Origin of the sequence: Desulfosediminicola ganghwensis (genome assembly GCF_005116675.2) — a bacterium.
GTDB classification, from domain to species: Bacteria; Desulfobacterota; Desulfobulbia; order Desulfobulbales; family Desulfocapsaceae; genus Desulfopila; species Desulfopila ganghwensis.
In genome coordinates, this window is record NZ_CP050699.1 from 5,610,630 (window position 1) to 5,635,619 (window position 24,990).

General features: G+C 50.4%; 22 protein-coding genes and 1 riboswitch. Of the genes, 18 read left to right on the forward strand and 4 right to left on the reverse strand.

What is annotated here, in order from left to right:
* The first annotated feature begins 95 nt into the window (after positions 1–95).
* The 9 genes from FCL45_RS24105 to FCL45_RS24145 all read left to right on the forward strand — a co-directional run bounded on the left by FCL45_RS24105 (position 96) and on the right by FCL45_RS24145 (position 10,707).
* Positions 96–1,802, forward strand: a complete 1,707-nt coding sequence (locus FCL45_RS24105) for an FAD-dependent oxidoreductase (RefSeq protein WP_136795225.1) — start codon at positions 96–98, stop codon at positions 1,800–1,802.
* An 8-nt stretch (positions 1,803–1,810) separates the two neighbouring features.
* On the forward strand, positions 1,811–2,326 hold the full coding sequence (locus FCL45_RS24110) for a cytochrome c3 family protein (RefSeq protein WP_167495610.1): 516 nt from the start codon (positions 1,811–1,813) through the stop codon (positions 2,324–2,326).
* Between the two features lie 563 nt (positions 2,327–2,889).
* A complete protein-coding gene (locus tag FCL45_RS24115) occupies positions 2,890–5,628 on the forward strand; it encodes a winged helix-turn-helix domain-containing protein (RefSeq protein WP_136795227.1) in 2,739 nt (912 codons plus the stop codon).
* Between the two features lie 185 nt (positions 5,629–5,813).
* A complete protein-coding gene (locus FCL45_RS24120) occupies positions 5,814–7,265 on the forward strand; it encodes a reductive dehalogenase (RefSeq protein WP_167495631.1) in 1,452 nt (483 codons plus the stop codon).
* Positions 7,266–7,280: 15 nt separating this feature from the next.
* Positions 7,281–7,583, forward strand: coding sequence for a hypothetical protein (locus FCL45_RS24125; RefSeq protein ID WP_136795229.1), 303 nt, complete (start codon positions 7,281–7,283; stop codon positions 7,581–7,583).
* 114 nt (positions 7,584–7,697) lie between these two features.
* Positions 7,698–8,975 carry an FMN-binding protein gene (locus FCL45_RS24130; protein ID WP_136795230.1) on the forward strand — a complete coding sequence of 426 codons (1,278 nt, stop codon included), beginning with the start codon at positions 7,698–7,700 and terminating at the stop codon, positions 8,973–8,975.
* Positions 8,924–9,175 (forward strand): hypothetical protein, encoded by a 252-nt coding sequence (locus tag FCL45_RS24135; RefSeq protein WP_136795231.1) that lies wholly within the window; start codon positions 8,924–8,926, stop codon positions 9,173–9,175. Before FCL45_RS24130 ends, FCL45_RS24135 begins: the two co-directional genes overlap by 52 nt.
* 135 nt (positions 9,176–9,310) lie before the next feature.
* Entirely contained in the window at positions 9,311–10,240 is a 930-nt protein-coding gene (locus FCL45_RS24140; RefSeq protein ID WP_217907627.1) for a SphA family protein, read from the forward strand.
* 311 nt (positions 10,241–10,551) lie between these two features.
* Entirely contained in the window at positions 10,552–10,707 is a 156-nt protein-coding gene (locus tag FCL45_RS24145; RefSeq protein ID WP_136795232.1) for a twin-arginine translocase TatA/TatE family subunit, read from the forward strand.
* 274 nt (positions 10,708–10,981) lie between these two features.
* Here FCL45_RS24145 and FCL45_RS24150 read toward each other — a convergent pair whose 3' ends face one another.
* A complete protein-coding gene (locus tag FCL45_RS24150) occupies positions 10,982–11,509 on the reverse strand; it encodes a hypothetical protein (RefSeq protein WP_136795233.1) in 528 nt (175 codons plus the stop codon).
* A 265-nt stretch (positions 11,510–11,774) separates the two neighbouring features.
* On the opposite strand from FCL45_RS24150, the gene FCL45_RS24155 reads away from it, so the two are divergent.
* From FCL45_RS24155 to FCL45_RS24165, 3 genes are all read left to right on the forward strand, one after another.
* Positions 11,775–12,332, forward strand: coding sequence for a glycine cleavage system transcriptional repressor (locus FCL45_RS24155; RefSeq protein WP_136795234.1), 558 nt, complete (start codon positions 11,775–11,777; stop codon positions 12,330–12,332).
* A gap of 29 nt (positions 12,333–12,361) precedes the next feature.
* Positions 12,362–13,744, forward strand: coding sequence for a PFL family protein (locus FCL45_RS24160; RefSeq protein ID WP_136795235.1), 1,383 nt, complete (start codon positions 12,362–12,364; stop codon positions 13,742–13,744).
* Positions 13,745–14,042: 298 nt separating this feature from the next.
* The gene (locus FCL45_RS24165; RefSeq protein ID WP_167495611.1) at positions 14,043–14,471 is read left to right on the forward strand and encodes a universal stress protein; all 429 of its coding nucleotides are present in this window, start codon (positions 14,043–14,045) and stop codon (positions 14,469–14,471) included.
* Positions 14,472–14,559: 88 nt separating this feature from the next.
* Here the strand turns inward: FCL45_RS24165 and FCL45_RS24170 are convergent, their stop codons facing one another.
* The gene (locus FCL45_RS24170) at positions 14,560–14,940 is read right to left on the reverse strand and encodes an iron-sulfur cluster assembly scaffold protein (protein WP_136795237.1); all 381 of its coding nucleotides are present in this window, start codon (positions 14,938–14,940) and stop codon (positions 14,560–14,562) included.
* 123 nt (positions 14,941–15,063) lie between these two features.
* A riboswitch (cobalamin riboswitch) is annotated at positions 15,064–15,331 on the forward strand.
* A 240-nt stretch (positions 15,332–15,571) separates the two neighbouring features.
* Between FCL45_RS24170 and trpD the strand changes: the two genes are divergently transcribed.
* From trpD to sqr, 5 genes are all read left to right on the forward strand, one after another.
* Positions 15,572–16,684, forward strand: a complete 1,113-nt coding sequence (gene trpD, locus FCL45_RS24175; RefSeq protein ID WP_136795238.1) for an anthranilate phosphoribosyltransferase — start codon at positions 15,572–15,574, stop codon at positions 16,682–16,684.
* Positions 16,684–16,890 carry a hypothetical protein gene (locus tag FCL45_RS24180; protein WP_136795239.1) on the forward strand — a complete coding sequence of 69 codons (207 nt, stop codon included), beginning with the start codon at positions 16,684–16,686 and terminating at the stop codon, positions 16,888–16,890. Before trpD ends, FCL45_RS24180 begins: the two co-directional genes overlap by 1 nt.
* A 1-nt stretch (position 16,891) precedes the next feature.
* Positions 16,892–19,024, forward strand: coding sequence for a nicotinate-nucleotide--dimethylbenzimidazole phosphoribosyltransferase (gene cobT, locus FCL45_RS24185; RefSeq protein ID WP_136795240.1), 2,133 nt, complete (start codon positions 16,892–16,894; stop codon positions 19,022–19,024).
* A gap of 725 nt (positions 19,025–19,749) precedes the next feature.
* Positions 19,750–20,517 (forward strand): helical membrane plugin domain-containing protein, encoded by a 768-nt coding sequence (locus FCL45_RS24190; protein WP_167495612.1) that lies wholly within the window; start codon positions 19,750–19,752, stop codon positions 20,515–20,517.
* Between the two features lie 90 nt (positions 20,518–20,607).
* Positions 20,608–21,831 carry a type III sulfide quinone reductase, selenoprotein subtype gene (gene sqr, locus FCL45_RS24195; RefSeq protein ID WP_419724100.1) on the forward strand — a complete coding sequence of 408 codons (1,224 nt, stop codon included), beginning with the start codon at positions 20,608–20,610 and terminating at the stop codon, positions 21,829–21,831.
* Positions 21,832–21,980: 149 nt separating this feature from the next.
* On the opposite strand, the gene FCL45_RS24200 is transcribed toward sqr, so the two are convergent.
* Complete coding sequence (locus FCL45_RS24200; protein ID WP_167495613.1) at positions 21,981–22,556, reverse strand: response regulator transcription factor; 576 nt, start codon at positions 22,554–22,556, stop codon at positions 21,981–21,983.
* A 400-nt stretch (positions 22,557–22,956) separates the two neighbouring features.
* Here FCL45_RS24200 and FCL45_RS24205 point away from each other — a divergent pair, with 400 nt between their 5' ends.
* The gene (locus FCL45_RS24205; RefSeq protein ID WP_167495614.1) at positions 22,957–24,054 is read left to right on the forward strand and encodes a DUF368 domain-containing protein; all 1,098 of its coding nucleotides are present in this window, start codon (positions 22,957–22,959) and stop codon (positions 24,052–24,054) included.
* A gap of 10 nt (positions 24,055–24,064) precedes the next feature.
* Here the strand turns inward: FCL45_RS24205 and FCL45_RS24210 are convergent, their stop codons facing one another.
* Positions 24,065–24,949 (reverse strand): 1,4-dihydroxy-2-naphthoate polyprenyltransferase, encoded by an 885-nt coding sequence (locus tag FCL45_RS24210; protein WP_136795244.1) that lies wholly within the window; start codon positions 24,947–24,949, stop codon positions 24,065–24,067.
* Positions 24,950–24,990 lie beyond the last annotated feature (41 nt).

The following is a 24,990-nucleotide window of genomic DNA, read 5'->3' on the forward strand; positions in this document are numbered from 1 at the left end:
TATTGTGCACATATGGCAAATGGCACTCAATTTGCAACTCCAGTCTCAATCAATGCTGGGCCTATGCCCTGACAAAAAAACAACAGGAGATGAGGATGGGTAAGAATACGAAAACAGATCTTTCAAGACGTACGTTTCTCAAAACCAGCGCAGTTGGTGCGGCAACACTGGCTACCGCAGCAGCTTTTCCCGGCGCTGTCAGCGCGAAAGAAAAAGAAGCAAAAGCCGTTGGTGAATGTGAAAGCAAATGGAGTTGGGAAAAACCGGCTAAGCCAATTCCTGCCAGCAAAATAAAAGAAACGGTTTCAACCGATGTTGTCGTTATTGGCGCGGGCCTGTCTGGTATAGTGGCGGCACTTTCTGCAGCAGAGCAGGGTGCCAGGGTATGTTTGGTGGAAAAGAACAAAAGCTGGGCAGCACGTGGAGGGCATATCACTGCTTTTGACAGTAATGTGCAGAAACAACTCGGCATTGAAAATGACTACCGGCAGATCATTCGTGCCTGGGTGGCCTGGGCACAGGGACGTGTCGATGAAAAACTTCTCTGGGACTTCGCCAGAAAAAGTGGCGGCTGCATGGATTGGGCAACAGAAATAGGTAAAAAGCACGGGCTTGAGGTGACCATGTGGGAAGGCTATTACAAAGGGCCAGACTACACGGAGTTCCCGGTCACCCATTTCTTCCACGAAGAAGATGCCGACCTTTCCTATGTTTATGGACACTCCAAGGGTATTGGCAACATCACCTTGCTGCCTGTACTCGAAAAAGAGGCCATATCCCAAGGGGTGAAATTCATGTACAAAACCCCCGCGGTGCAGATTCTGAAAGACGCACAGGGAAGAGCGGCCGGGATCATTGCGGGCAAGCCGGGCAAATACACCAGAATAAATGCAAAAAACGTCATTATTGCCACTGGCGACTATGCTTCCAACAATGAGATGGTCGAGCGCTTCTCGCCATTTAGCCTGAATGCTGACGCCCAGATCTACTTTCCCAATAAGTGCAATACTGGTGATGGTATGATCATGGCTATGCAGGCAGGTGGCGCGATGCAGAAACATGAGCCGCATGCAGCCGTAATTCACCTGGAGGCGGGAGCTGCAAGCTACGGCTTTCTGCATGTAAACGCCAATGGTGAACGTTTTAAAAACGAGGATGTCAATACCCAGTCCAAGAGCTGCACCAAGGAACTGGAGCCGGAGGGAATCGCCTGGACCATTTACGATAAGAACTGGGCCAATCAGGTCAAAGAGCAGGTGGATTCAAATCTCGCAGGCGGACTGTTCTATGGGCAGATGTGGCAGCCGTGGGGTAATGGCTGGAATCAGGAAGTGGAGGAAATGACCCAGCAGGCGCATATCAAGGACGGAAAAGTCCTCGTTGCAGACACCATCGAAGAACTCGCCAGGAAGATGAATGTGCCGGTCAAGAAGCTGGTTGCAACCATCAACCGTTACAATGAATTGCATAAAATGCAGGATGATCCGGATTACGGTAAACGCAAGGAACTGCTGACCCCGATAGCAAATCCTCCGTTTTATGCAGGAAAACTCGCCAGTACCCTGCTCACCATGTGCGGTGGCCTGAGAACCGACAGCAGCCTCCTGGTTATGGATGAAAATGATACCCCGATTGAAGGGTTGTATGTTGTAGGTGCCGCTCAGGGTGAGTTTTTTGCAAACGATTATCCGACCATCTGCCCGGGAATCGGACACGGCCGTTGTCTGACTTTCGGCAGGATGGCAGGGCTCATGGCAGCAGGAAAAGATCCTGAAAAACTTATCCCATCAATAAAAGTGTGATGTTGATCATGTTTAAAGACCTGGTGAAACTTCAGGCGGCAACTTTTCTGGCGGCAGCGCTTTTGGTCTGTTTCAGCGGCGTATTCAGCAAGGCGTCGGCGGACGCCTCGTGTGCAAGGTCCTGCCATATCATCGAGCCTTATGTTGAAAGTGTACGTGATATAACCCTGCTTGCTTACGCCCATGCCGAGGCTGGCCTGTCTTGCATAGACTGTCATGAGCAAACGGAAGAGACTCAAGTTTACGAACAGAAAATCTGGGACAGGGGGGAATATGACGATCCCCTTCCTGCCAGAGAGTATGACTCTGATTTTTGCTTCCGTTGCCATGATTCTTATGAAACGTTAGCTGATAAAACAAAAGACTTTGCAGAAAAATATGATAAGAACCCTCATGACTCGCATCTTGAGGAGCCTGACTGCTACGAATGTCATCGTGTCCATAAGCCGTCAAACTTTATCTGTGCCGGATGTCACACTGCGAACTGGCAGGAGAGGTTGCCACAAGGCTGGACTGCCGAATAAAGCCTGTAAAAAGGGGTGGGATCCTCCACCCCTTTTTACAGACTATCATAGAGCCGTATGCGTCCATTGCATTGAAACTTTCGGAAGATAAAATGTATTTTCCGAAAATTTCAATGCACTTCTGTCACTTCCCTGCAGTCTCAGTATCAATATGACGATGCCAGCTTGAACCAACTTGTGTAATGGGGCTGGCAGGTAAGATCTCACAACAGACTTTTCCAGGAATCCCGACCGTTTTAGAGGGCAGCCGATTTCCCTCCTGTAGATGTGCAAAAAACCAGTCTCCTGGAATTAATCATGGATTTGTCCCGGAAAATACGCTTAATGGGTTGAGGAGGTTATTCATTTGAACACTTCCAGGATATGCATGTGTGAATCTGGAAGATCAAGTTCCTGGTCACAGAAACACCAAACAGTACAATCCGCCTCCGAGATGATTGAAAAGGGAAAGATGGTCAAAGACGTTTACCGGGCTGGGGGAAGCAGTCGATCCAGGCACTGCAGTGCTTCGAAATTCTGGCTAAACATACAGTAAGCAGCTGTCATTGAGTCGATGACCGAAAATGGCAAGTTTTAATATGGACACGTTGCTGATAACCAAATTTCACAGACCTCATCTTCCGGGCGAGACTGTTACAAGGCCACGCCTCAGTGACAAACTGTCGTCCACGGCCAGGGTGTCTCTGATCTGTGCACCAGCCGGATTCGGGAAAACCACCCTCGCCAGCACCTGGCTCAGCCGGCAAAAAGCTGCTGCTGCCTGGCTATCCCTGGATGAAAACGACAATGAGGCGCAACGCTTTTTCAGCTACCTGTTTACAGCCTTGAACCGTATTGTGCCCGATATTGCCACAAAATCCCTCGACCTTCTAAAATCACCAATTCCAGCCATAATAACTTCAGCAATTACACAACTGATCAACGACCTCGAACAGGCAGGCCATACTCTCATCCTGGCCCTTGACGATTACCACCTGATCGAAAATCAGGAGATACATGAAGCCATTAGTTTTTTAATCAACCACCAGCCACAACACCTTCACCTGCTTATCATCAGCCGTACAGCCCCCCCGTTGCCAATTGCCAGGCTACGTGCTAAAAACCAGCTCAATGAGCTTGGAACCGAAGACTTGCGTTTTAACACAGAGGAGACCTGCGCCTTTCTCAACCGTGCCATGGCGCTGAGTCTGACAGGAGAACAGATCTCCAGACTGGAAAAACAATCCGAAGGATGGGTTACGGGATTGCAACTTGCCGCCCTGTCCCTGAGGGACCTCCCGGAGGCCAATGCATTCATCGACAATCTGTCAGGCGAGGATCGTCACATCACGGATTATCTTATAAGTGAAGTTATTGCCCATCAGAAAAAAGAACTACAGGAATTCCTGATTCGGACCTCTATTCTTAAACGGATGAATGCGGATATCTGTGACAACCTGCTTGGAATTACCAACAGCCAGCAGATTCTTGAGCAAATGGAAAAGGACAATCTGTTCATCATCCCCCTGGACAATTCCCGCTGCTGGTACCGCTATCACCATCTTTTTGCCCAAATGCTCAATAACCGCCTGCGTAGTGGTGACCAACAACAGCTCACCCATCTTCACCGACAAGCGGCAAATTGGTTTATGGCCCATGATATGTGGGAAGAAGCCATCGATCACGCACTGGAAGCAAAGGATTATGATCAGGTCATCAACCGTCTGGAGACGAACATCGACCAGATTCTGGCCCGGGGGGATTTCCACATTTACCTCCAGTGGTTCAATAAAGTTCCCGCAAACTATCTGCCTCCGGCCCTGACCCTGCATCAGTTGTTCTTTCTTCATGAAATGGGGGAGTTTGAAGCATTTGATCAATGCTTGCGACGCATTGAAAAACAACTCAGGCCACCAGCAGATTGCAAGCCTGGACAAGAAACTGCACAACATGGGATTCTTTCAGCCATCAAGGGGATTCGCAGTGCATCGTTCTTTGCCGTTGACGAAGCGAGAGTCCATTTGAACGACGCGCTGACCAGGCTTGACGAGGGGCAGAGTTTCTGGCGTATCCTTGCTCTCGGTTGCTACGGATTTTGCCACAGGGTCAGCGGCAACCACAGTGAGGCAATAGAGATTTTCAAACACGCCGCCGCAATGGCGCTGAAGGCAAATCTCCCTTTCTGCTTTTTTATGGATTCGATCGCTCTGACCAAACTTTACCTGGATTATGGGCAACTGGAACAAGCATTGCAGACCTGCCGAATGGTGGTTGACTACAGCACGGGTGACGACGGAGAAGTTCCTTTTTCCGGCCTTGCCCATGTGGTCATGGGACAACTGCTCTACCATTCCGGCGAGCTTATTCAGGCAGAACAACACCTCAGGCACGGCTTGAAAAGAGTATGCAAAGATGGCGACGTATTTTCAATCGTTGATGCCTATCTGACCCTGGCACGGTGTCTGCTCAATCAGGGGAAACCGGAACAAAGCATCGCGGCAATAAATGAGATGAGCACCACCATCGGCAGCCTGGCGCCTTCACGTGCGGTGACCATTATCGCCAGATCCTGTAAAGCCCTGATTCAAACCTTGAGTGGCCGGCCCGACCTGGCTGACAGGTCGTTTTCGCAAAACGATCAGCAGTATCTTGCAGGAAAAAGATATCCTGATCTATACCCACTGAACTTTCAGGGAATCTACCGCACCGGCCAGCAGCCTCTGACCTTTTACTCAAACGTCACCCACCTCATTACCGCCAAACTAGCCATCGAAAAAGGGAGGCCGGAGGATGCACTTGTCCTACTCAATGAGCTCGTTGCAAAGTGTGACGAAAAAACCAGCCTGCTGTTTCGATCCGAAGTACTGATCCAGGTGGCTTTAGCCCATCGCTTGCTCAGCCGTGAGCAACGGGCGCTGCACAGTCTGGGTAAAGCAATAGCCCTGGTCGCACCTGAAAACTACTGCCAGATATTCATAAGAGAGGGACGGGCCCTGTATGAGCTGCTGAAGCAGCTGGTCCAGATCACCGCTGATTGCGAAACCGTGTCTTTCATCAATGTATTATTAAAAAGAATTTCCTGTTCCGGCTGTTCTCTAAAAGCACAGCAGCCTCTTTTCGATCTGACCCCGCGTGAGGTAGAAGTCCTGAGCTACCTGACCAAAGGCAAGAGTTATCGGGAAACAGCCGGGCAACTGTTTGTCTCCGTCAACACTCTGAAAACACACGCCAAAAGAATATACAGCAAATTAGGTGTCGGCAACCGGACACAGGCGATCAATAAAGCCAAAGAACTCAGTCTGCTTCCACCGTATTCATCCTGAAAAAAACCTCCGCAAATTTCCTTTTCCCGGTCTATCACCCTTTTGGGTGACTTTCATCAAAAAGCAAAATCACCCGTAGGGGTGTTTTATTAATCCCCCCTCCCTCTAATATACACTCCCAAAAATCGATCTAGGCGCAGGGAACCAATATCCCTGTATTTTTTTAAACGATGGGAGGTATAAACATGAGCCAATCGGGTTCGCGAAAATCAACCTATCACTCAACAGTCGGGCGGCGAGACTTCCTGAAGATGTTGGGTCTGGGAGCCGGAGTCGTCGGTGCAGGAGCTATCGGGCTTGGCTCAACGTCCAAATCATCCTTTGCCGATGTGGATGAGATGATGGCCTCACCTTATGCGGAACGTAGTCTGCCCTGGTGGGTCAAGGAGGTCGATGAACCAACCGTGGAGATCGACTGGGACAATATGGAGATATTTCCAGGCGTCCATAAAACCCTGTTCAACCCTGAAAGCTGGGATAAGCCAGAGGAATACATGGCAATCCATGCCCAGAACATTGCCTCGACAACAGAGAAGGTCAGAAAAAACGTTCCAGGCTATTCTCTTCGTGACCGTGCCCTGGGAGATGCCAACTGTTGGGGTTGGGGCGCGCTGAGTTCAATCGCCCCTTCATGGACCGGTCCCGATATCAAATCGTTCAACGGCTGGGAACATCCGACCATGTTCTATACCCCGGATCAGTTTGGAGTCCCTCGGTACGAGGGTACTCCTGAGGAAAATTCTCGCATGTTACGGGTGGCCGGACGCATCCTCGGCGCAGCCGACATGGGCTTTGTCAAGCTCAACAAAAGAACCAAAAAGCTCCTGTACGGCTCCGTCCGCTTTGAAAACGTTGAAAAAGGCTACGATGCCGGGGACGGCACCTTCATCCTGCCCGACAAGGACCTGTGGGTCATCTGCGCAGTCATTCCACAATCGTTGTGGATGGCACAATACACCGACCGCATGAGCTGGGCATCTGCCAATACCGCCGCCTATTCCAGAGCCAATATTTATTCCAATCGCATCAACGTATTCCTGCGCGGCCTCGGCTACCAGCACTACGGCGGCCATACCGGCTCCGTTGGCCGCACCGTCGGTTTCGGTGTCATGGCCGGACTGGGCGAATACGGTCGTGCCGGCATTTTAGTCAGCCCGCAGTGGGGTACCAATTTCCGCACAGTCATGCTGACCGTAACAGATCTTCCGCTGGCAGAAACCAAGCCGATCGACGCGGGAATTCTCGAATTCTGCAAGGCCTGCAAAAAATGCGCTGAAATGTGTCCGTCTGAAGCAATTCCGAAAGACAGCGAACCTTTCTGGGGCGGCGATAAATCCTGGCAGGCAAAAGGGATCAAGGGCTGGTATCAGGATGCCAAGAAGTGCTACTCCTATATGCTCGGCGGAGACCCGGACTGCAGTCGTTGCCAGGCCGTCTGCCCTTTTACCAAGTTCGATGAAGCGGTCATGCATGATCTGGTTCGCATCGCCATTTCCAAAGCACCTGCTCTTAACAATGCCATACGCGAGCTGGATGATGTCTTTGGCTACGGTCAGGAACCTGCACAGGAGAAATCTCCATGGGATGTCAATCCGATGGACATTCCCCTGTTCGGTCTCGACAAATCACGCTCATAAAGAAAGGAGAATATCATGCGTATCGTTAGCTGGAACTGGTTCTGGTATGTGCTGCTCGGCTTTATCATGGGCGGTGGAGCGTTTTTCCTCTACTCATTGCTCAAGGAAAAATGTGTCAAGTTAGTCTGGCATGAACTGACCCTTACAACCCTGTCCTTTGTAACCTTCATGTTTCTGGGACAAACCTTTATCTCCTCATTTAATGAAGGTGAGCCCCGAGCTGCCTGGTTGAGTGTTGTGTTTCTGGGACTGCCGATCATTATCATGGCGGTTATCGTTCGACGCTCCATTCGAGGCAGGATGATTTCCAACCAGTAACCCTGAACAGGTTGACTCCATATCTTCCACGGCACTGTGGCACAGAAGGATTTCGACTGTCCGCAATAAAAATGCAGGCACTCTATAACAAAGGCAAAACAGCGGTACAACACGATGCAATCTGAATCCTTCACTGAAACGCCCACCCAGGCGGACAGCAGTCACAGGGCCAGATACCAGGCAGCACGAGCGGCTCAACCCGACAGGCGAAAAAAAAGAGAACGCGTTTTTGCCGTAGTAACAATCGTGCTGATCATTGCTGCCTGGATGATCGGCTTCAACCGTGAAAATGGGGACATGGAGCCTTATCTTCACCAGGCGATGCCCGAGGCCGAGCGCCTTGAAAAAACCCGAAGCGGAAGCTATGCGGCCTATAGTTCAGAACAGGTTATAGGCTACATCGTTGTCGGAGAAGGGAACGGCTACGGAGGACCGATGAACCTTGCAGTCGCAACCGATCTGCAGGGCAGGATCGTCGGTCTGGCTGTTGTCCGCCATCGTGAGACTCCCAGTTGGTTTAAACGGGTTCAGGAAAACGGATTTTTCTCCGGCCTGATCGGTAAAAGCTTTAGGGACCCGTTTACCCTCGGCCGTGATATTGATGCTGTCAGCGGAGCGACGTACACCTCCCGCGGGATTGCAGATGCCGCACTGCGCGGGAGCCGTCTGGTGGCCGAAAAGAACCTGAATTTTTCTGTTCCTGCGCAGGCACCGCCAAAAATTGTATTCGGTCTGCCGGAAATCGTGCTGCTGGCGCTGTTTGCCCTTGGCTTCATCGGCCATCGAAAATCGTTTCGCTACAAGAAAAAATTACGCTGGTTCTGCATGCTGACCGGCATGTTTTCCCTCGGCTTTATCTATACAAATCCTCTGACCATTTCTCTTATCAACAAGATGCTGCTCGGGTTCTGGCCGGACTGGCACACCCATCTCTACTGGTATCTGTTGCTCGGTGGGATCCTTTTCACTTTGACGGCGTCAGGCAAAAATCCCTACTGTGAATGGTTCTGCCCTTTTGGGGCCGCACAGGAGTGTATGGGCAAAATCGGTGGCGCCAAGCCCTATGCCATATCTCGCTACAGGTCTTTGCTGAAGTGGCTGCAGCGCGGCCTGGCCCTGGCAGCGATCCTCGTTGCCCTGATGTACCGCAATCCTGGAATATCCAGTTATGAAATATTCGGCACCCTGTTCGATCTGAAAGGGAATATCCCGCAGTTTTTTCTACTGGCCCTGGTGATATTGGCTTCCCTTTTTGTTCACCGCCCATGGTGCCGCTATCTTTGCCCGCTCAAGCCACTAGAAGCGTTTATCAGATTCCTTAAAACCTGGCTGAAAAATATATGGCCCAACAAAAACACAGTAACAGTAACAGTAACCCCAAAGAACAACTGATTGTTGCTTTTGTTCTTGTCAGCTCCATGTTGATCATGACCGACGTGGGGATGAATCTTGCCGAGGAAATCCGCATTACGTCTGAACTCAAAACCATTTCCACGGAATTGACAAAGCCCCAGCCGAAAATTGAGCCAACACTTTCGGGAGAAGAGCTGCAGGAATGGACTGAGCGCCTGAAAAAACAATCAGATACATGAACCCGCTAGACGAGCCGTCCCTCGAAGCAATGTCTAAATGAGAATACTGGTTTTCGTGCCGGAATCGCTAAAGAACAGTGTTTACCGATCCGGCTTAATTTGCAGCATAATCATTTCAAGGAAGGTAGATGAACCATGCGTCAAATCACCAAACTGTTGGCCACACTTACTTTATGCGTCCTACTATTATGTTCAGTTGCAGGAGCCTTTGCTGCAACGTCAGGTTCTCATTATCCCTTCGGCGGCGAGGGCGTCATGGCCGCCTCCATGCCCCCTCCCGGGTTCCATTACCGAGTCTATAACACCTGGTACAATCCTACCCAGACAAACAACGATAGTGGCGATAACAGCGGCCTCGACTTCAATCTTGACGTGTTCTCCAGCGTTCACCGTTTTATCCATGTTACCGGCATCAAAATTCTGGGAGCAGATTACACCTATAACCTCATTGTGCCTTTGGTTTCAAAGGATATCAGCATCACCGACTTTGGCATTTCCGACAGCAAATCATTATCGATGGGAGATATAGTCCTTGAGCCGTTCGCGCTTGGCTGGCACGGCAAGCGCTGGGATGCTTCTCTCGGGCTGGCGATAATAGCACCTACAGGAGAGTATGACGCGCATAAGCCAGCCTCTCCAGGTCTGGGATACTGGTCCGGTATGCTGACTTTAGGCGGCACGTACTTCTTCGACGAACAGAAGACGCTCTCTTTCAGTGCCTTGACGAGAACCCTCGTCAATACTGAACAGGATGACACGGGCGTGACTCCCGGCTCCGAGTTTGTGGTCGAATACGGCCTGGGTAAAATGTTCCACGTCAGTGATAATTTTCTGGTACGACCGGGAATTGCCGGATGTGCTTACTGGCAGCTCGAAGATGACAGCGATGACGGCCCGGGCACATTTGCCGACGAACGCAAAAGAGCTGCGGCACTGGGGCTCGAGATCAACCTGATGCATCTGCCCAGCCTGATACAGGCCAACCTGCGGGTTCTGCGTGAATTTGAAGCCAGGAATACCGCAGAAGGCTCAATGGTTACCCTGACGTTGACCAAGTCATTCTAAGCCGGATTTCTCATGACTTTTTTGATCTGAATCTCAAATTATTGCTGACACACAATGAATTAGTTGAGTTGAAAATCGGAGTGTTTTTCGTTTCAGGTCAAAACAGGTCACCCTGCCGGTCAAGAGATTTCTTCCGCATACTCTTCGATACAGGCCATGGGCGGTAGATTAATACAGCACCACGGCCTGTATCTCGATCTGCGGAAAACTTTCTTGATGAGAAATTCGGGCTAATCCACCCTGAGCCACACGTCAAGGCAGTCCGATACTCGGACTGCCTGCCCCCCACATCAGATAACAGGAGAGAGTAGATGTTCGGAATTGGAACCCAGGAATTACTCATTGTCCTGATGCTGGTAATGATTGTCTTTGGTGCCGGCAAATTGCCGCAAATAGGATCTTCTCTGGGACAGGGAATTCGAAATTTCAAACAAGGAATCAGGGGTGATGAAGAAAACACAGCCTGACCCGGGCTGCTCTGCTCATTACCCCGCCAGGCCCTGACCTGGTCCCCGGTATCTTCTGCTATGGTTCGGCACCCGGTATAACCTGCACAGGAGATACCGGTTTTTTCCCGCCAGGAATAATGCTGGTGACATTCAACACCCATAGGCTTGAATGTATCCCGGCTGTCGCCTCTCGCCTCTCAACAACAGCTCGGATATAATTTTTTCCTTTTCAGCCAGCACGATTGTATAGAAATCTCCAAACCACTCGACTCGCACCTGACTTCCGCCCCTGTTAATCATAACTCCACTTCCTGCGAAGTGACCAGATTCCACGCTGGCCCCCGCTCGGCTCCGGCTGGGTGACGATGATCTGATTGCCCTCACCCCACCAGGCAACTACGTAATAGTATTTTGTGTAGAGCATACCGATCCGCTCACCGTTTTTACCTGTTATCTCCATACCGCGATATTTGATCTGGATATATTCTATATCATCGACTTCACAGAACTTACCGGGAAAATTCTCCACCCAGCTCTTCAGCTGACCACCCACCTTGAACTCATGCCAGAACTCTGATTTGAGCTGATACTCTTTTCTCAATGCCAGCAAAGCAGTCGGCTCCCCCGAGGGACCGTTAAAATAATAGCGATATTCAGGTTGGAGTTTTCCGCTCTTGAACTCCTGATCAACCTGCCAGTTCATAGTTACCCTGGCATAGTCTTTTGCCGGCCCACAGCCACTCAAAAGAACCAGGAAACTGAACAACGCCATTACCACCAGTACATTGCCCCGATTCCCGAGAATACTTTTTATCACCATAACTTGCCTCTTATGTCTTTCTATGCTCCGTTCCATGGATTTTTTTCAACGTTTGGTAATTACGATTATAACTACATTTGTTCAATTTCACTTTTGAAACAACCTCACCCAACTATCTAAAACCATTTTCTGCAATATTTGGGTTGCTCAATCACAAAAACAGTGCGATATTGTCTGTCCATCTAGATAATCTACATCCTCCGCGTCACACAGTGTTTCGAGACGCTTATCAATTTCTTTCCCCTATCGGACAGGAGTACCTTCCATGAAAAAGCAGATGATTATTTCCGTTATGTCAAAAGACAGACCCGGGGTAATTGCCGATATTACCGGAGCAATCTATACCCTCGACGGCGATCTGGCAGACCTCAACCAGTCTGTACTCTGCGGCTATCTGAACATGATCCTGATCGCCACGTTTGACGAGGATGTCACCCCTGAAGACGTGCATGCGGAAATTTCCCACATCAACACTCCAGTCAAGTTTGAGGTCGCTATCAAAGTGATGCATGAGCATGTCGAGTTGGCATCAATGCCGCTTCCTCCAGACACCTATGTGATGACTGCTCAGGGTAAAAACAAGAGTGGTCTGGTACATAAGGTCAGCAAATTCTGCCAGCATCACAATATAAATATCCGTGACCTCGCAACGACCCTGCGCGACGGCCAGTACACCATGGTGCTGCAACTCGATCTCACCCAGGTTGAATCCATTGCCACCGTTCAGGAGTCGCTGGCTCTGTTCTCCGAAGAGACCGACCTGAAAGTAATGATGCAGCATAATGATATTTTTCAGGCAACCCACGAAGTTACTTTGCATTAATCCTCACATTTCACGACCAGGAGTTGATCATGTTACGTTCAGACCAGATTCTCGCCACCGTTGAGATGATTCAGAAAGAGAATCTCGACGTGCGCACCGTCACCATGGGTATCAACCTGCTTGATTGCCGTGGCACCGATGTTGAGGATACCTGCCGAAAAGTTGAAGAAAAGATCGTCAGATTTGCCGGAAATTTCGTCGCAACCTGCAATGAGATCAGTCGAAATCTCGGCATCCCCATCGTTAATAAGCGTATTTCCGTCACCCCAATCGCCTTCGTTGGCTCGGGCTTTGATCAGCACGGCTTTGTTGAACTTGCCAAAGCTCTTGATCGCGCTGCCACAGCAGTGGGCGTTGATATCCTGGGTGGCTTCTCTGCCCAGGTGGAAAAAGGCATGACAGCCACCGACCATGAATACGTCAAGTCGCTGCCCGAAGCTCTTGCCCAGACTGATAAAATTTGCGCATCCATCAATATAGGTACCAGCCAGAAAGGTATCAACATGGATGCTCTGGCCATGATGGGCCCCACCATCAAGGAGATCGCCGAAAAAACCAAAGAGCAAAACGGCTTCGGCGCCGCCAAGTTTGTTGTGTTCTGCAATCAGCCCGGCGACAATCCTTTTATGGCCGGTGCCATCCACGGACTAGAAGAGGCTGACGTTGTGCTTAATGTCGGCGTCAGCGGTCCCGGCGTTATCGCCAGGTCACTGGAGAGACTGATCGAGGATCACAACGGTACCAAACCCCTGCCCCTTGACGAAATCGCCGAAGAGATCAAACAGACCACCTTCCGGGTTACCCGCTGCGGTGAGCTCGTCGGCCGACAGGTCTCCAAGGCCCTCGGTATCGAGTTCGGTGTGGTTGACCTCTCTCTTGCCCCAACCCCGGCTATCGGCGACAGCGTCGGCGAGATCTTCAAGATTCTCGGTGTTGACGCGGTCGGAGCCCCCGGCTCCACCGCTATTCTTGCCATGCTGAACGACGCGGTGAAAAAAGGCGGTATCTTCGCCTCTAAAAATGTCGGCGGGCTCTCCGGCGCCTTTATTCCGGTGATGGAAGATTCCGTGCTTGCCGATGCGGTCGGCGAGGGCGCACTCTGTATGGAAAAACTTGAGGCCATGACCTGCGTCTGCTCTGTTGGTCTTGATATGGTTCCCATTCCCGGGTCAACTGATGCCGACACCATCTCCGCCATTATCGCCGATGAAATGGCACTCGGCATGATCAACAACAAGACCACCGCAGCCCGCCTCATCCCTGTCCCCGGCATGGAAGCTGGTGATCATGTCAGCTTCGGCGGCCTGTTTGGTGCCAGCCCGATCATGGAGTTGCGCAATACCGGTAAGTCTTCCCGATTCATCGGTTGGGGCGGCCGTATTCCGGCCCCCATCCACAGCTTCAAAAACTAATTGAAGCGCCACACGATTTGCCTACCCTGGTAAGAACTTCTGACCAAGGCCAGATAATCGGCAGGTACAATACAGAATATTTTGTACCTGCCGATTATTGCACGTTCTTTCCTCCCGGCTGCAGCCCCTTCTGGGGTTTGACATCCTCTCCCCCCCTCCAATACAATAAAAGAAAGGAATGAGCACAGTTCATGATGCTGCTCACGATCTGCATCCGGTTCCAGCTGTTTGCACGACCGGCTCCCCACTTCAGGCAGCAACCGTACCGCAACGGTCCTATCACCAAGGAGGCCCCGCAATGAAAAAATTCACCAAGATCCTGCTCCCCGTCGATGGTTCCAAAACATCCAGAACTGCCAAAGAGCATGCCATCGCCCTGGCCACGGCAATGGAGGCCGAAATCGTGCTGGTGTACATTACCGGGCTTATTCCTGCCATTATCACCGGTAAACCACGCGAAGAAGCTATTAACGCCCAGAAGGAAGAGGCGGATACCGTTCTCAAACCGTATCGCAACTACCTCAACGATCACAGAATTACCTATAACGAAGTCATCAGCTCTGCCTTTCACCCCGGTGATGAGATTTGCAAAATTGCCAATAACGAAGGATGTGATCTGATAGTCATGGGCTCAAGGGGACTGAGTGACATTGAGGGTCTTTTTCTGGGCAGTGTCACCCATCGGGTACTATCCCGCTGCGACATCCCGGTAATGGTCGTTCGCTAACTGAAGTCATTCGTCACCATTAAAAAAAAGAACACATTCCCATCTGAGAGGACTGGCTGCCGTATTTCTATCGCTCCTGCCGCGACCCTTATTGCCGTCTTTTACCGGTATAATCATTCAAGCTGTGATAAAAGGCGCCGACAGCCAGTTCTGCACAATGATGATGGTCAGCTGGAAGTGTTTTCAGGTACTCAATAATTTTTTCCGGCGTAATCTCCCAGCATTCACTTAACTGGCACCCCTCTGCCAGATAGCTGATAGTATTGGCGCAGGCAAATGTATTCAGACAGCCGTTTATTTGAAAAGTGAGCCCCTCGACACGCTCGTTCTCCACCAAAAGATAAAATTCTACAGTATCACCACAATCCCCGGTCCTGGTGCCGAAACCGTCAGGCGCTTCCATCACACCATAACGATCATAGCTGTACGCCATTATGATAAACTCATCTGAGTAGTCATCCAGAGACATCGTCAACCCTCCTGTAAAAAAATTCCCCTGCCCCTTGCTTTAAAAAACGCACCATAGCGCACGGAGATGCCCTTTTGCAACAATCCCCAAAAGATATCTTGTTGCCAGCACTGCCAGGCACAGGTATATAGAAAGCTAGCGGGTGCGTCCGGGCCTGATTACCAGTCAGGCACCGGGGATAATAGGAAAGCCGGTGCAAATCCGGCACAAGCCAGTCATTGCTGTAAGCGGAGTCTGCTGCGGCTGGGCAACGAACCGTTTTTTTCACCAGTTACCGGTCAATGTCCATGCCCTGAACTATTCGGCTGATCACTGGAGCTTATGCTCTGGGAAGGTGGCCGCAACAGGTTAATCCGTAAGTCAGAAAGCCTGCCCGCAGGCGATATGTTCATGTCGCCTTCAGAGTTCCACTGGAGTTCTCTGTATTGCCTGACAGATCCCGCCGAGGCATTTTTTTTTTAATGCAGCGGCAGGGCTTGCAGGAGATACAGAGAGAGGACCCACCTGCTTTGCCAGAATCCGCTATGAGGTCCCTCCTCTCATCCCTGCCAGGCTGATACTGCAGAGCTGTCCCGGGCTGCATCACACCTCGGTCAGTATTTTTTTACAACCTTCAGCCGGACAAAATCTCATGGACATTGATAACAACCAGAAATTCGGGGGACTCATCGGTCAGCTTATTAACAAGACCGACCTGAGCGAAGCTCAATCCTATGAAGCCTTCTGCATGGTACTCAACAACGAGGTAACCGAGATGCAGCAGGGCGCCTTTCTCGCAGCCCTCACCTCCAAAGGTGAATCCGCTCCCGAGGTTGCCGGTGGATGGCGAGCGATTTACGACCTCGACACCACTAAAACTCACCTGCGTTGTGCTGACGAGGTCGTTGACAATTGCGGTACCGGCATGGACAGTTTTAAGACTTTCAATATCTCCACTGCCGCCTCAATTATCGCCGCTGCCGGTGGCGTAAAGGTTGCCCGTCACGGCGCCCGGGCCATTTCCTCCACCTGCGGAACAGTGGACATTGCTGAAAGTCTCGGGGTCGATGTCGAATGCAGTGTCGATATTGTCGCTAACTCCATCGAGACCACAGGGCTTGGCCTGTTTAACGGTATGAGCCCGCAGGTTCACCCCCTGGCATTGGGGAGAATACTCTCACAGATTCGCTTCGGTTCACCATTAAATATCGCAGCCTCCCTGGCTAATCCCGCCCTGCCCAGATATGGAGTGCGCGGTGTCTACTCCCGTGAATTACTGATGCCTGTCGCCAGGGTGATGGACTCCATCGGCTATCTTGACGCAATGGTCATGTACGGCTCAATTGAGGGAAGTGATAAGGGGATGGACGAGGCGTCCGTCTGCGGCACTACCTACGGAGTCCGTCTGCATGGAGGTACGCTCACAGAATTCAGTTTCACCCCAGAGGATTGTGGCCTGATACAACATCAGCCTGAAGAACTTGCTCCCGAGACAGATCGTCAGGAAGCAGCAAAACAGATGCTCGCGCTGCTTGCCGGTCAGATAAACGGGGCGAAACGCGACGCAATCCTCTTAAACAGCGCCTGTATTTTCCACCTGCGTGGCCTCTGTACCACCATGAAAGAGGGTGTCAAAATGGCCGATGCCATCCTTACCAGCGGCAAGGCTCTTCAGCTTTTGCATGAGTGGGTACGAGCCCAAAGCAGTGACCGGGAGGCCAGCCTTTCCCGTCTTGAGAAACTGAAAAGCGAGGTTCTCAACTGATGAAGCTATTGGTCCTTAAAGAAGCCGACCGCTACTTCCGCTTCAGGCAGGAGAACATTGAAATCTGCAAGATGAGCAAAGCCAGTGTCTATCCCCCTGAGCAGTATCAGCTGGTTGTAGAGAACCTGAAACAGCTACATGAAAATGGTTATCCGGATGCCAGGATTATGCAGCTAACCATTACCGAAACCGAATACACTCCCTGACATGCAACAGCGAATTCAACTCACCGCGATACAACAGCTTTCCTCGACAAGCGTCAACCCCAAGCAGCTTGACCAACCGACTGAGGGCCACATCCGGCTCAAGGTGCTCTATTGCGCCATCTGTCGCACAGATGCCAAGATGTGGAAAAGTGGTCATCGCGATCTGAAACTGCCGAGAGTACTCGGTCATGAAGTGGCGGCGATCAATGAAAGCAGCGGTGAGTTGTTTACCATCTGGCCGGGCCAGGCCTGTTGGAAATGCAGCTATTGCCTCAACGGACGAGATAACCTCTGTGAAGAGATGAAAATCATCGGGTTTCACTCTGACGGGGGGTTCAGCAGTTGGCTTGATGTTCCCAACCGTTCACTCATACCGGCAGAAGGCATACAAGATCCCAGACTGTTGGTCTTTACCGAACCCATCGCCTGTGTTCTCCATTGCCTGGCAACGCTCAACATCTCAGGCCGGGAACGTGTCATTATTTATGGCGGTGGAACCGTAGGACTCCTCACCGCCCTGGCCTGCCAGGTCCGGGGTTGCATGGTTACTGTTATCGAACAAAGTGAAGAGAAGATAGCGAAAACGACACCATTCACCTCCACCCACCAAATTGCCGTGGTGAAAGATACCGTGGATAGCGATTTTGATCTGGCCATCAACTGTTGTGACAGCCCGATCGCCTGCGCACTTTGCATCACCAAGTTGAAAAAAGGCGGCAAACTTGGTTTTTTCTCCGGCCTCAAGAAAAATGAGGAGTTGGACACAAACCTCCTGAACCTACTACATTATAAAGAAAATCAGCTTATTGGCAGTTACGGCCCTACCAGGGCAGACATGTTCGAGGCTGTCAAATTCTGCAGGCTGCACGGGGAAGGGCTGCTCCTTCTTATTGAAAAGTTTTTAACGGCTGAAGACGCTGCCTCGGTAATGCCCGCAATAGCAGATGGCAACGCGCTGAAATATGTTCTCGATTTCAGCTCAGATACAACCACGTCTACTACATTTTCACCCGGCCCACCTGCCAGGGCCGTTCCTTCTACCAGCAACCAGTCTGCCGCCAACTCCCTGCTCTCCCTGCCACTGACCAATCTCATCCGGAAGATTCAGCCGCTGTCTGAAGAAATACGGACAGCAGCTCAAAAGAAAATTGACATGAAGACCAAGCCTCTTGGGGCCCTCGGCAAGATAGAGCGACTCGCCGTCAGGATTGCCGCCATCCAGTCCAACCTCATGCCTCGCATCGAGAATAAACAGATGGTCGTCTTTGCAGGAGATCACGGAGTAGTGGAGGAAGGTGTTTCCGCGTATCCGTCCAAGGTAACCAAACAAATGGTCGAAAACTTTCTCGATGGCGGAGCCGCGATCAATGCCTTTTGCCGACAGTTTGACATTAGTCTCAAAGTGGTCGATATGGGAGTCAAGGGGCAATTCGCCGCCCACCCATTGCTCATTCATGGCAAGGTGCGGGAGGGTACCAGCAATTTCACCCTGCAGCAGGCCATGACCATAGAAGAAGCTGTTGCGGCTATGGAGGTAGGCGCGCAAGTGTTTTCTAAAATACTTGATGCCGGCGGGTGCGACGTAATCGGCCTTGGTGAAATGGGTATTGGCAATACCAGCTCCGCTTCGGCGATAATCTCTCTTATTACCGGAACTCCTGTGGCGGAGCTGACCGGGCGCGGCACAGGGGTAGACAACAAAGGGTTAGAGCGAAAGATAGAGGTACTTGAAAAGGCACTCCACCTGCACAGGCTAAAGCCTCATCAACCGATAGAGATTCTCGCCGCAGTAGGCGGCTTTGAACTCTGCGGCATTGCGGGTTGCGTTCTTGCAGCCGCAGCCCATGGCAAATGTGTTGTCCTGGATGGACTCATATCCACAGCAGCCGGACTTGTCGTTTACCAGATCTGTCCTGATGTCGGTCCATACCTTATCGCTGGACATCGCTCAGTGGAGCAGGGGCAGATCGCAGCCCTGCAACACATGAATCTTCACCCGGTAGTGGACATGGAAATGCGTCTCGGAGAGGGTACCGGCGCAGCCCTCACCATCAATATGATAGAACTTGCAGCACGGGTAATGCGAGAAATGGCAACATTTGAAGAAGCAGGTATAGAAGCCGTTCACCGTTAACGAAAATTTCCCGTTTATACTCCAAAAAGAAACCTTCTGAATAGGTCTTGTCTATCGACCAGACAGCAACAGGTCTTTTAATGTCTTGAATCAAATATTGTCAGGATAGTATTCGACAGTCCCCATCGATACATTGTGCCATAGAAAAATACCGCACAATCGCCACAACACCACCCCTGCCTTCCCAACCAGGTTCAACAGCAAAAGATGGATAATATTGGGTCATCATTGGGTTTATATCAACCAATCAGAGACAAATCTGACACGCCAATCAGGCCGAAATTTACGGGACTACTACATTGTAGGTATTCGAAATTCCAGAAATAGAAACGGTCGGAACATATTACCAATTCAAGATAATTCTACGGTAAGCCTTTACCAGTAATAGCATTATTGGTGATACCAATATGCCTTTACTGTTTTAAACGCCGTTTTTTTTGCATTGGTATGTATTTTGAGGTATACGAACGAAGTGGTTTATGTTAGCATATGCTCCATTTGGTACCACTACGTCGCGCACGACTTTGTCGCATCCGACAATGTAGCATTTTTTTCAGTTGGTGCAACAAAGTTTTATCGAATATATGCAGAACCGGGCCTTAGTTTTCCGGAGCCGGATTTTTGGTGCCAGGCCCGCGAATTGCTCGACAGATTTAGATTACATGTGCAGTGCGAGACTGCACTCGAAGAGTTGTTACGGAAAATATACGAACGGGAATGAAACGATGAACGAAGCTTTGATTCTGGAAAAGTTGGACAACCTTGCAAGCGAAATTCAGTCGCTGAAATCAGAAGTGCAGGCTTTTAAGGACGCAAAGCCAGTGCCCGCCACTTCCGCACAACCGGCTGTTTCTGCATCTGTCCCAATGCTCGCCAAATTCGATGGCAAATACAATGAGAAGGATCTTGACTGCCTGGTCGAAAACCTGCTGATCAGTGTCAACGACATTAACTCCATGCTCTTTAAAATGAAGGCTGGTAACGAGTTGTGTCGCGACATCGAGCCCATTGCCCATCAGGTTTACCCACATCTCATCAAATTCCTTTACGAGATTGAAGGAGCCGTTACCCTCACCGATTTCGAGGCACTGCTGAGAAATCTGCTGATCAGTGTACCTGCCATGAACGAAGCTCTTGGCTTCCTCCGTGCCGGTATCGAACTGACAGACGATCTCATGCCTGTCGCCAAGATTGTCTATCCGAAGGTAATTGTGGCGCTTAACGAGCTGCAGCAAGCCATCGACAACTCTGGTGGTATCATCAAAGTTGTGGGAGCAGCCGCTTCCAACGTCAAGGAATTCACCATCTCCGAGGAACAGGCTGAAGAGATCATCAAAGTGATGAACTCTATTAATCTTAACAACATCAAGCCAGTATCACCTATTGGAGCTGTTAAACAACTCATGAATCCGGATGTCCAGAAATCACTTGGCGCAGCATTTATGATGCTTCAGTCCATGGGTGCCTGTGTTCAGATCATGCAGAAAAAATAATAACAGTCAATCGCTCGAAGTTACTATACAGAACAGGCCGGCAACAACCGTCCCTGTTCGAAACCTGCCCTAAAGGAGGCGATCAACGTCATGAAGAAGTTAGTCATTCTCGGTGCCGGTTGCGGTGGCACCATGATGGCGAACAAAATGAGGAACCACCTGGGTGATGACTGGTCTATCACCATCATCGATCGTGATAACAATCACGATTATCAGCCAGGCTACCTCTTCGTACCGTTCGACATCAATAAACCAAAGGATATCAGGCGAACCAAGAAAGAGTTCATGAATCCCGGAATTGACTTTGTTATCTCCGAGATTACCAACGTGGACTGGAATGCGCAGGAAATCACCACTGCCACCGAAGGTAAGTTCTCCTATGATATCCTGATCATGTCCACCGGCTGTGATATCAAACCTGAAGAAGTTGAAGGCCTGAAAGAAGGCTGGGGTAATGATATTCACGGTTTCTACCGTTACGATGATTCCATCGCCCTGAACAAAGCTCTCAAGCAGTTCAAAGGCGGTAAGCTCGTTGTGAATATAGCAGAGATGCCTATCAAGTGTCCTGTTGCTCCTCTTGAGTTTGTATTCCTCGCTGACTGGTGGTTCCACACCCAGGGCATCCGTGAAAAAGTCGAAATCGAGTTTGTCACTCCGCTTTCCGGCGCTTTCACCAAGCCTGTTGCCACCAGAATTCTCACCGAGGCGTGTGAGCAGAAAAACATTAACATCACCCCGAACTTCGCTCTCGGTTCAGTAGATCCTGAGAAGAAGATTATCGAGGCGTGGGACGGAACCCAGGTCAACTACGACATGCTGGTCTCCATTCCGCCCAACTTCGGTGCTGATGCAATGATCGACTCAGATGTCGCCGACCCGATGGGATATATTCCTGTCGACAAGCACACCCTGCAGCCTGCCGGATATGACAATGTCTGGGTACTTGGTGACGGAACTGATGTTCCTACCTCCAAGGCTGGTGCGGTAGCGCACTTCCAGGGTGATATTCTCGAAGAGAATATTATGGCGTACATCGAAGGCGGTGAACAACATGCCCGGTCCGACGGGCATGCGGTCTGATTCATTGAATCAGGCTTCGGGAAAGCCTACATCATCGATTTCAACTACGACACTCAGCCATTCACCGGAAACTATCCGCTGCCAGCGGTAGGTCCACTCGGTCTTTTGAAAGACACTGAGATGAACCACATTTCCAAGCTGATGTTCAAATGGGTTTACTTCAACATGCTGCTCAAGGGCACCTGGCTCGGACCGCCAGCTCTTGACATGAGAGGCAAATGCGTTGAGTAACCCGCGTTGATTGGTGCTATACACCAGACGTGAGGAAGCGGCGGAATCAGAAATGATTCCGCCGCTTTTTTTGTTTTAGGATACAACTCATCAGCTGCTCTGGATAAGAGCAGCCAGTCGCTTCAGGGAAACCCGGAATTGCCAAAGCTTCAGACAATACGACAATTTGGGCAGATGGTATACTGAAAACGGGGATCATCTTTCTTTTCAGTATATTCCTCCATTGTGTGCCAGGAATCATCAAAATCCCTGATTTTGTTGCATATTGTGCAAGCTGGCAGGTTCGACTGAAGCATTTCGACATGATCCAGCACTGTTCGCAACTCGTTGTTTGAGATAACGAGTTCCTCCTGGATCGACACCAACCGTTCCGCGACCCGTACCCTGGCTCGCAATTCGTGCTCGTCAAAAGGCTTGGTAATATAATCGTCAGCTCCGGCATCAAATCCCTGAAGGATATCATTCTGGGCATCACGAGCAGTAAGAATGATCACGTACACCGGAGTGTCACGCTCAAGCATCTTTACCTTCTCACAGAGTTCCACGCCGTTTATGCCAGGCATCTCCCAGTCAAGAATCGCAATCTGGGGGCCATCCGGTTTTTTCAGTATCTCCCAGGCTTCGGTACCCTCTTCAACACCATCGACCTTGTAGCCCCAGCGTTCGAGAACTACCTGCACGGTAAGTCTAGTCGTATACTCATCCTCAGCAATCAGTAACTTCAAGGATATATCCTCCGTTTGCGATGTTTCATCAGGGTGCTGCCAATTATTGAGTAACACCTGCCAAACACACAAGATTATGCTCCATCCGCACCAGCTGCATGTTAGCTGATACAACACTCAAATACAGTTTATCCACCCGCTATTATCCTGAACAGATTGTGTTTTGTCCACCTTTTGTGCATAAAAAAACGTATTTTCGCGAATATTGCTCTACCAATACCTCGCTATGATCTCCTGAGAAAATACTTTTCCTTCGTTTTTCAACTGAGTATAGTACCAGCAATTTTGAACTTTTCACTTACACCAGTAGCTGCCCTGCCACATTATAATTGCTGCTTATCAGGCCTTTTTTGCTCCAGCCGGCCTTCATCTTCGACAAATGCAACTTGCCAGCCCAACTATGCAGACACTCAAAAATTTCAGCATTGGATTCCTTATTGGCCTCGCCAATCTTATACCTGGAGTATCCGGTGGCACTTTTGCGCTGATCCTTGGCGTCTATGAAAGGCTGATCCACTTTCTTAATCAACTGGGGCCCAAATCCGTTCGCACCCTGCTGTCGCTTATCAGCCAACTGTTCCGGTCAGGATTCACCAGAGACAACAGAACACGACTCTGGCGCTACCTCCAGGAAAACGACTATCCCTTCATGTCTATTCTTGCCCTGGGCGCACTGGTCTGCATCTTTAGCATGTCAGCCCTGATGAAACATCTGCTGCTTCATCACTTTGTCTATACCTACGCCTATTTCTTCGGCTTGATTATCGTCTCGATACTTGTGCCCTGGAAGATGATCAAGAGACGCCATATCGCACTTATCCTGCCTGCCTTAATCGGTATTATCCTCACTGTTTCAATAACGGCAACAGTCGACCCGTACCAGAAAGCCCTGCATAAATCTGAACTGTTGCAAACTGAATTCATCGGTGACAGTACCCAATCGGGCCAGTCGCTGCAACAGGCTGCTACCGCGCCTTTGAGCTATGTAGGCAAGTACAGTTCCGGTGAATTCGCGTTTATCTTTATCTGTGGCGTACTGGCTATATCCGCCATGGTACTCCCTGGAGTGAGCGGCTCACTGGTGCTGATTCTACTTGGCCAGTATTTCACTGTCATCTCGGCAATTGCAGGAATAAGCAGCCTGTTGTTGGATGACATTAGCTTTCTGGCCGCAATGGCGCTTGGCATTGTCGTGGGGCTGCTCAGCTTTGCCCGGGTTATCGAATATGCGCTGACGCGATTTCACGACCTGACCGTGAGCTTTCTTATCGGACTGATCGGTGGTTCACTCTATACACTCTGGCCATTTAAAAGGGCCGAAATAATTGCCGAGTATTATGTCAAGAACGGTTCGATGATTGAAAAAATTGACAATTTCCAGGTCTATTCAAACATCAATATCCTGCCCGATGATCTGAAAACTGCCATGGTCGCCCTGGCAATTGTTATTGCCGGAATGGCGACCATGATCCCGTTTATTCGAGGGGGGAAAGCGTAATTATTCTCTGTTATACGATTAAGCCAGCGGCAAAGAGGAGGGAGAAGAAGAGAGAAAGCTTAGCCGTCCTGGCGAGGGTATAGTTGAGGTCGCTGCCGCTGATACCCCGGACTTCATCACAGAGCATAATTGCCATGGGCAGGGTGAAGAAGGTAAACAGCACAGAAAATCCAACGCCGGCAAAGGCGAGCGGTACCATCATAAAATACGGAACCAGCACCATAGCACGATAGAGGGTAATAGTTTTCATTCTACCAAGCCGAACAGCCAGAGTCCTCTTGCCAGCCTCTTCATCGGTCGGTATATCGCGGAGGTTATTGACCACCATGATAGCTGAAATCAACAGGCCCGGCGCGATAGATGCCACCACAACCAGCCAGGACAGGCTCAGCGCCTGAACCCAATAGGTTCCGCAAACTGCCACCAGCCCGAAGAAAATAAAGACAAACAACTCCCCGAGTCCATGGGATGCCAGCGGATAGGGGCCCCCGCTATATGCCAGGGCCGCCAGCACTGAAGCCACAGCCACCAGAAATATTACCAGCCCGCCAACCAGGGTGAGATAGCAGAAAACCAGACCGCTGGCAACCAGAGTCGCCACCATTGCCCCCTTCACCTGACGGGGTGGGATCAACCCGCTCTGGGTGACACGCACCGGCCCCAGCCGTTTCTCACCGTCGATCTCATTTTTGGCATCGAAATAGTCATTGGCCAGATTAACCGCTATCTGCAACAGCAGTGCCCCGAAAAACGCCGCAAAAGCAGGTAGAAAAGCAAAAACGCCATCGGCTATGGCCGCGGCACTGCCTACGGCAACAGGAGCCGCCGCCGCTGGCAGAGTTTTGGGCCGCATCGCCAGGTACCATAGGTATAATTTAGATTCTGAACCGTTCATCAAATTCGTTTCATTCCTTTACAATTATCTTAACTACAATC

Excerpts from the sequence above, each read along its gene's own strand:
- FCL45_RS24105 (WP_136795225.1), top strand. The coding sequence starts at position 96 with ATGGGTAAGAATACGAAAACAGATCTTTCAAGACGTACGTTTCTCAAA.
- FCL45_RS24110 (WP_167495610.1), top strand. The coding sequence starts at position 1,811 with ATGTTTAAAGACCTGGTGAAACTTCAGGCGGCAACTTTTCTGGCGGCA.
- FCL45_RS24115 (WP_136795227.1), top strand. The coding sequence starts at position 2,890 with ATGGCAAGTTTTAATATGGACACGTTGCTGATAACCAAATTTCACAGA.
- FCL45_RS24120 (WP_167495631.1), top strand. The coding sequence starts at position 5,814 with ATGAGCCAATCGGGTTCGCGAAAATCAACCTATCACTCAACAGTCGGG.
- FCL45_RS24125 (WP_136795229.1), top strand. The coding sequence starts at position 7,281 with ATGCGTATCGTTAGCTGGAACTGGTTCTGGTATGTGCTGCTCGGCTTT.
- FCL45_RS24130 (WP_136795230.1), top strand. The coding sequence starts at position 7,698 with ATGCAATCTGAATCCTTCACTGAAACGCCCACCCAGGCGGACAGCAGT.
- FCL45_RS24135 (WP_136795231.1), top strand. The coding sequence starts at position 8,924 with ATGGCCCAACAAAAACACAGTAACAGTAACAGTAACCCCAAAGAACAA.
- FCL45_RS24140 (WP_217907627.1), top strand. The coding sequence starts at position 9,311 with ATGCGTCAAATCACCAAACTGTTGGCCACACTTACTTTATGCGTCCTA.
- FCL45_RS24145 (WP_136795232.1), top strand. The coding sequence starts at position 10,552 with ATGTTCGGAATTGGAACCCAGGAATTACTCATTGTCCTGATGCTGGTA.
- FCL45_RS24150 (WP_136795233.1), bottom strand. The coding sequence starts at position 11,509 with ATGGTGATAAAAAGTATTCTCGGGAATCGGGGCAATGTACTGGTGGTA.
- FCL45_RS24155 (WP_136795234.1), top strand. The coding sequence starts at position 11,775 with ATGAAAAAGCAGATGATTATTTCCGTTATGTCAAAAGACAGACCCGGG.
- FCL45_RS24160 (WP_136795235.1), top strand. The coding sequence starts at position 12,362 with ATGTTACGTTCAGACCAGATTCTCGCCACCGTTGAGATGATTCAGAAA.
- FCL45_RS24165 (WP_167495611.1), top strand. The coding sequence starts at position 14,043 with ATGAAAAAATTCACCAAGATCCTGCTCCCCGTCGATGGTTCCAAAACA.
- FCL45_RS24170 (WP_136795237.1), bottom strand. The coding sequence starts at position 14,940 with ATGTCTCTGGATGACTACTCAGATGAGTTTATCATAATGGCGTACAGC.
- trpD (WP_136795238.1), top strand. The coding sequence starts at position 15,572 with ATGGACATTGATAACAACCAGAAATTCGGGGGACTCATCGGTCAGCTT.
- FCL45_RS24180 (WP_136795239.1), top strand. The coding sequence starts at position 16,684 with ATGAAGCTATTGGTCCTTAAAGAAGCCGACCGCTACTTCCGCTTCAGG.
- cobT (WP_136795240.1), top strand. The coding sequence starts at position 16,892 with ATGCAACAGCGAATTCAACTCACCGCGATACAACAGCTTTCCTCGACA.
- FCL45_RS24190 (WP_167495612.1), top strand. The coding sequence starts at position 19,750 with ATGAACGAAGCTTTGATTCTGGAAAAGTTGGACAACCTTGCAAGCGAA.
- FCL45_RS24205 (WP_167495614.1), top strand. The coding sequence starts at position 22,957 with ATGCAGACACTCAAAAATTTCAGCATTGGATTCCTTATTGGCCTCGCC.
- FCL45_RS24210 (WP_136795244.1), bottom strand. The coding sequence starts at position 24,949 with ATGAACGGTTCAGAATCTAAATTATACCTATGGTACCTGGCGATGCGG.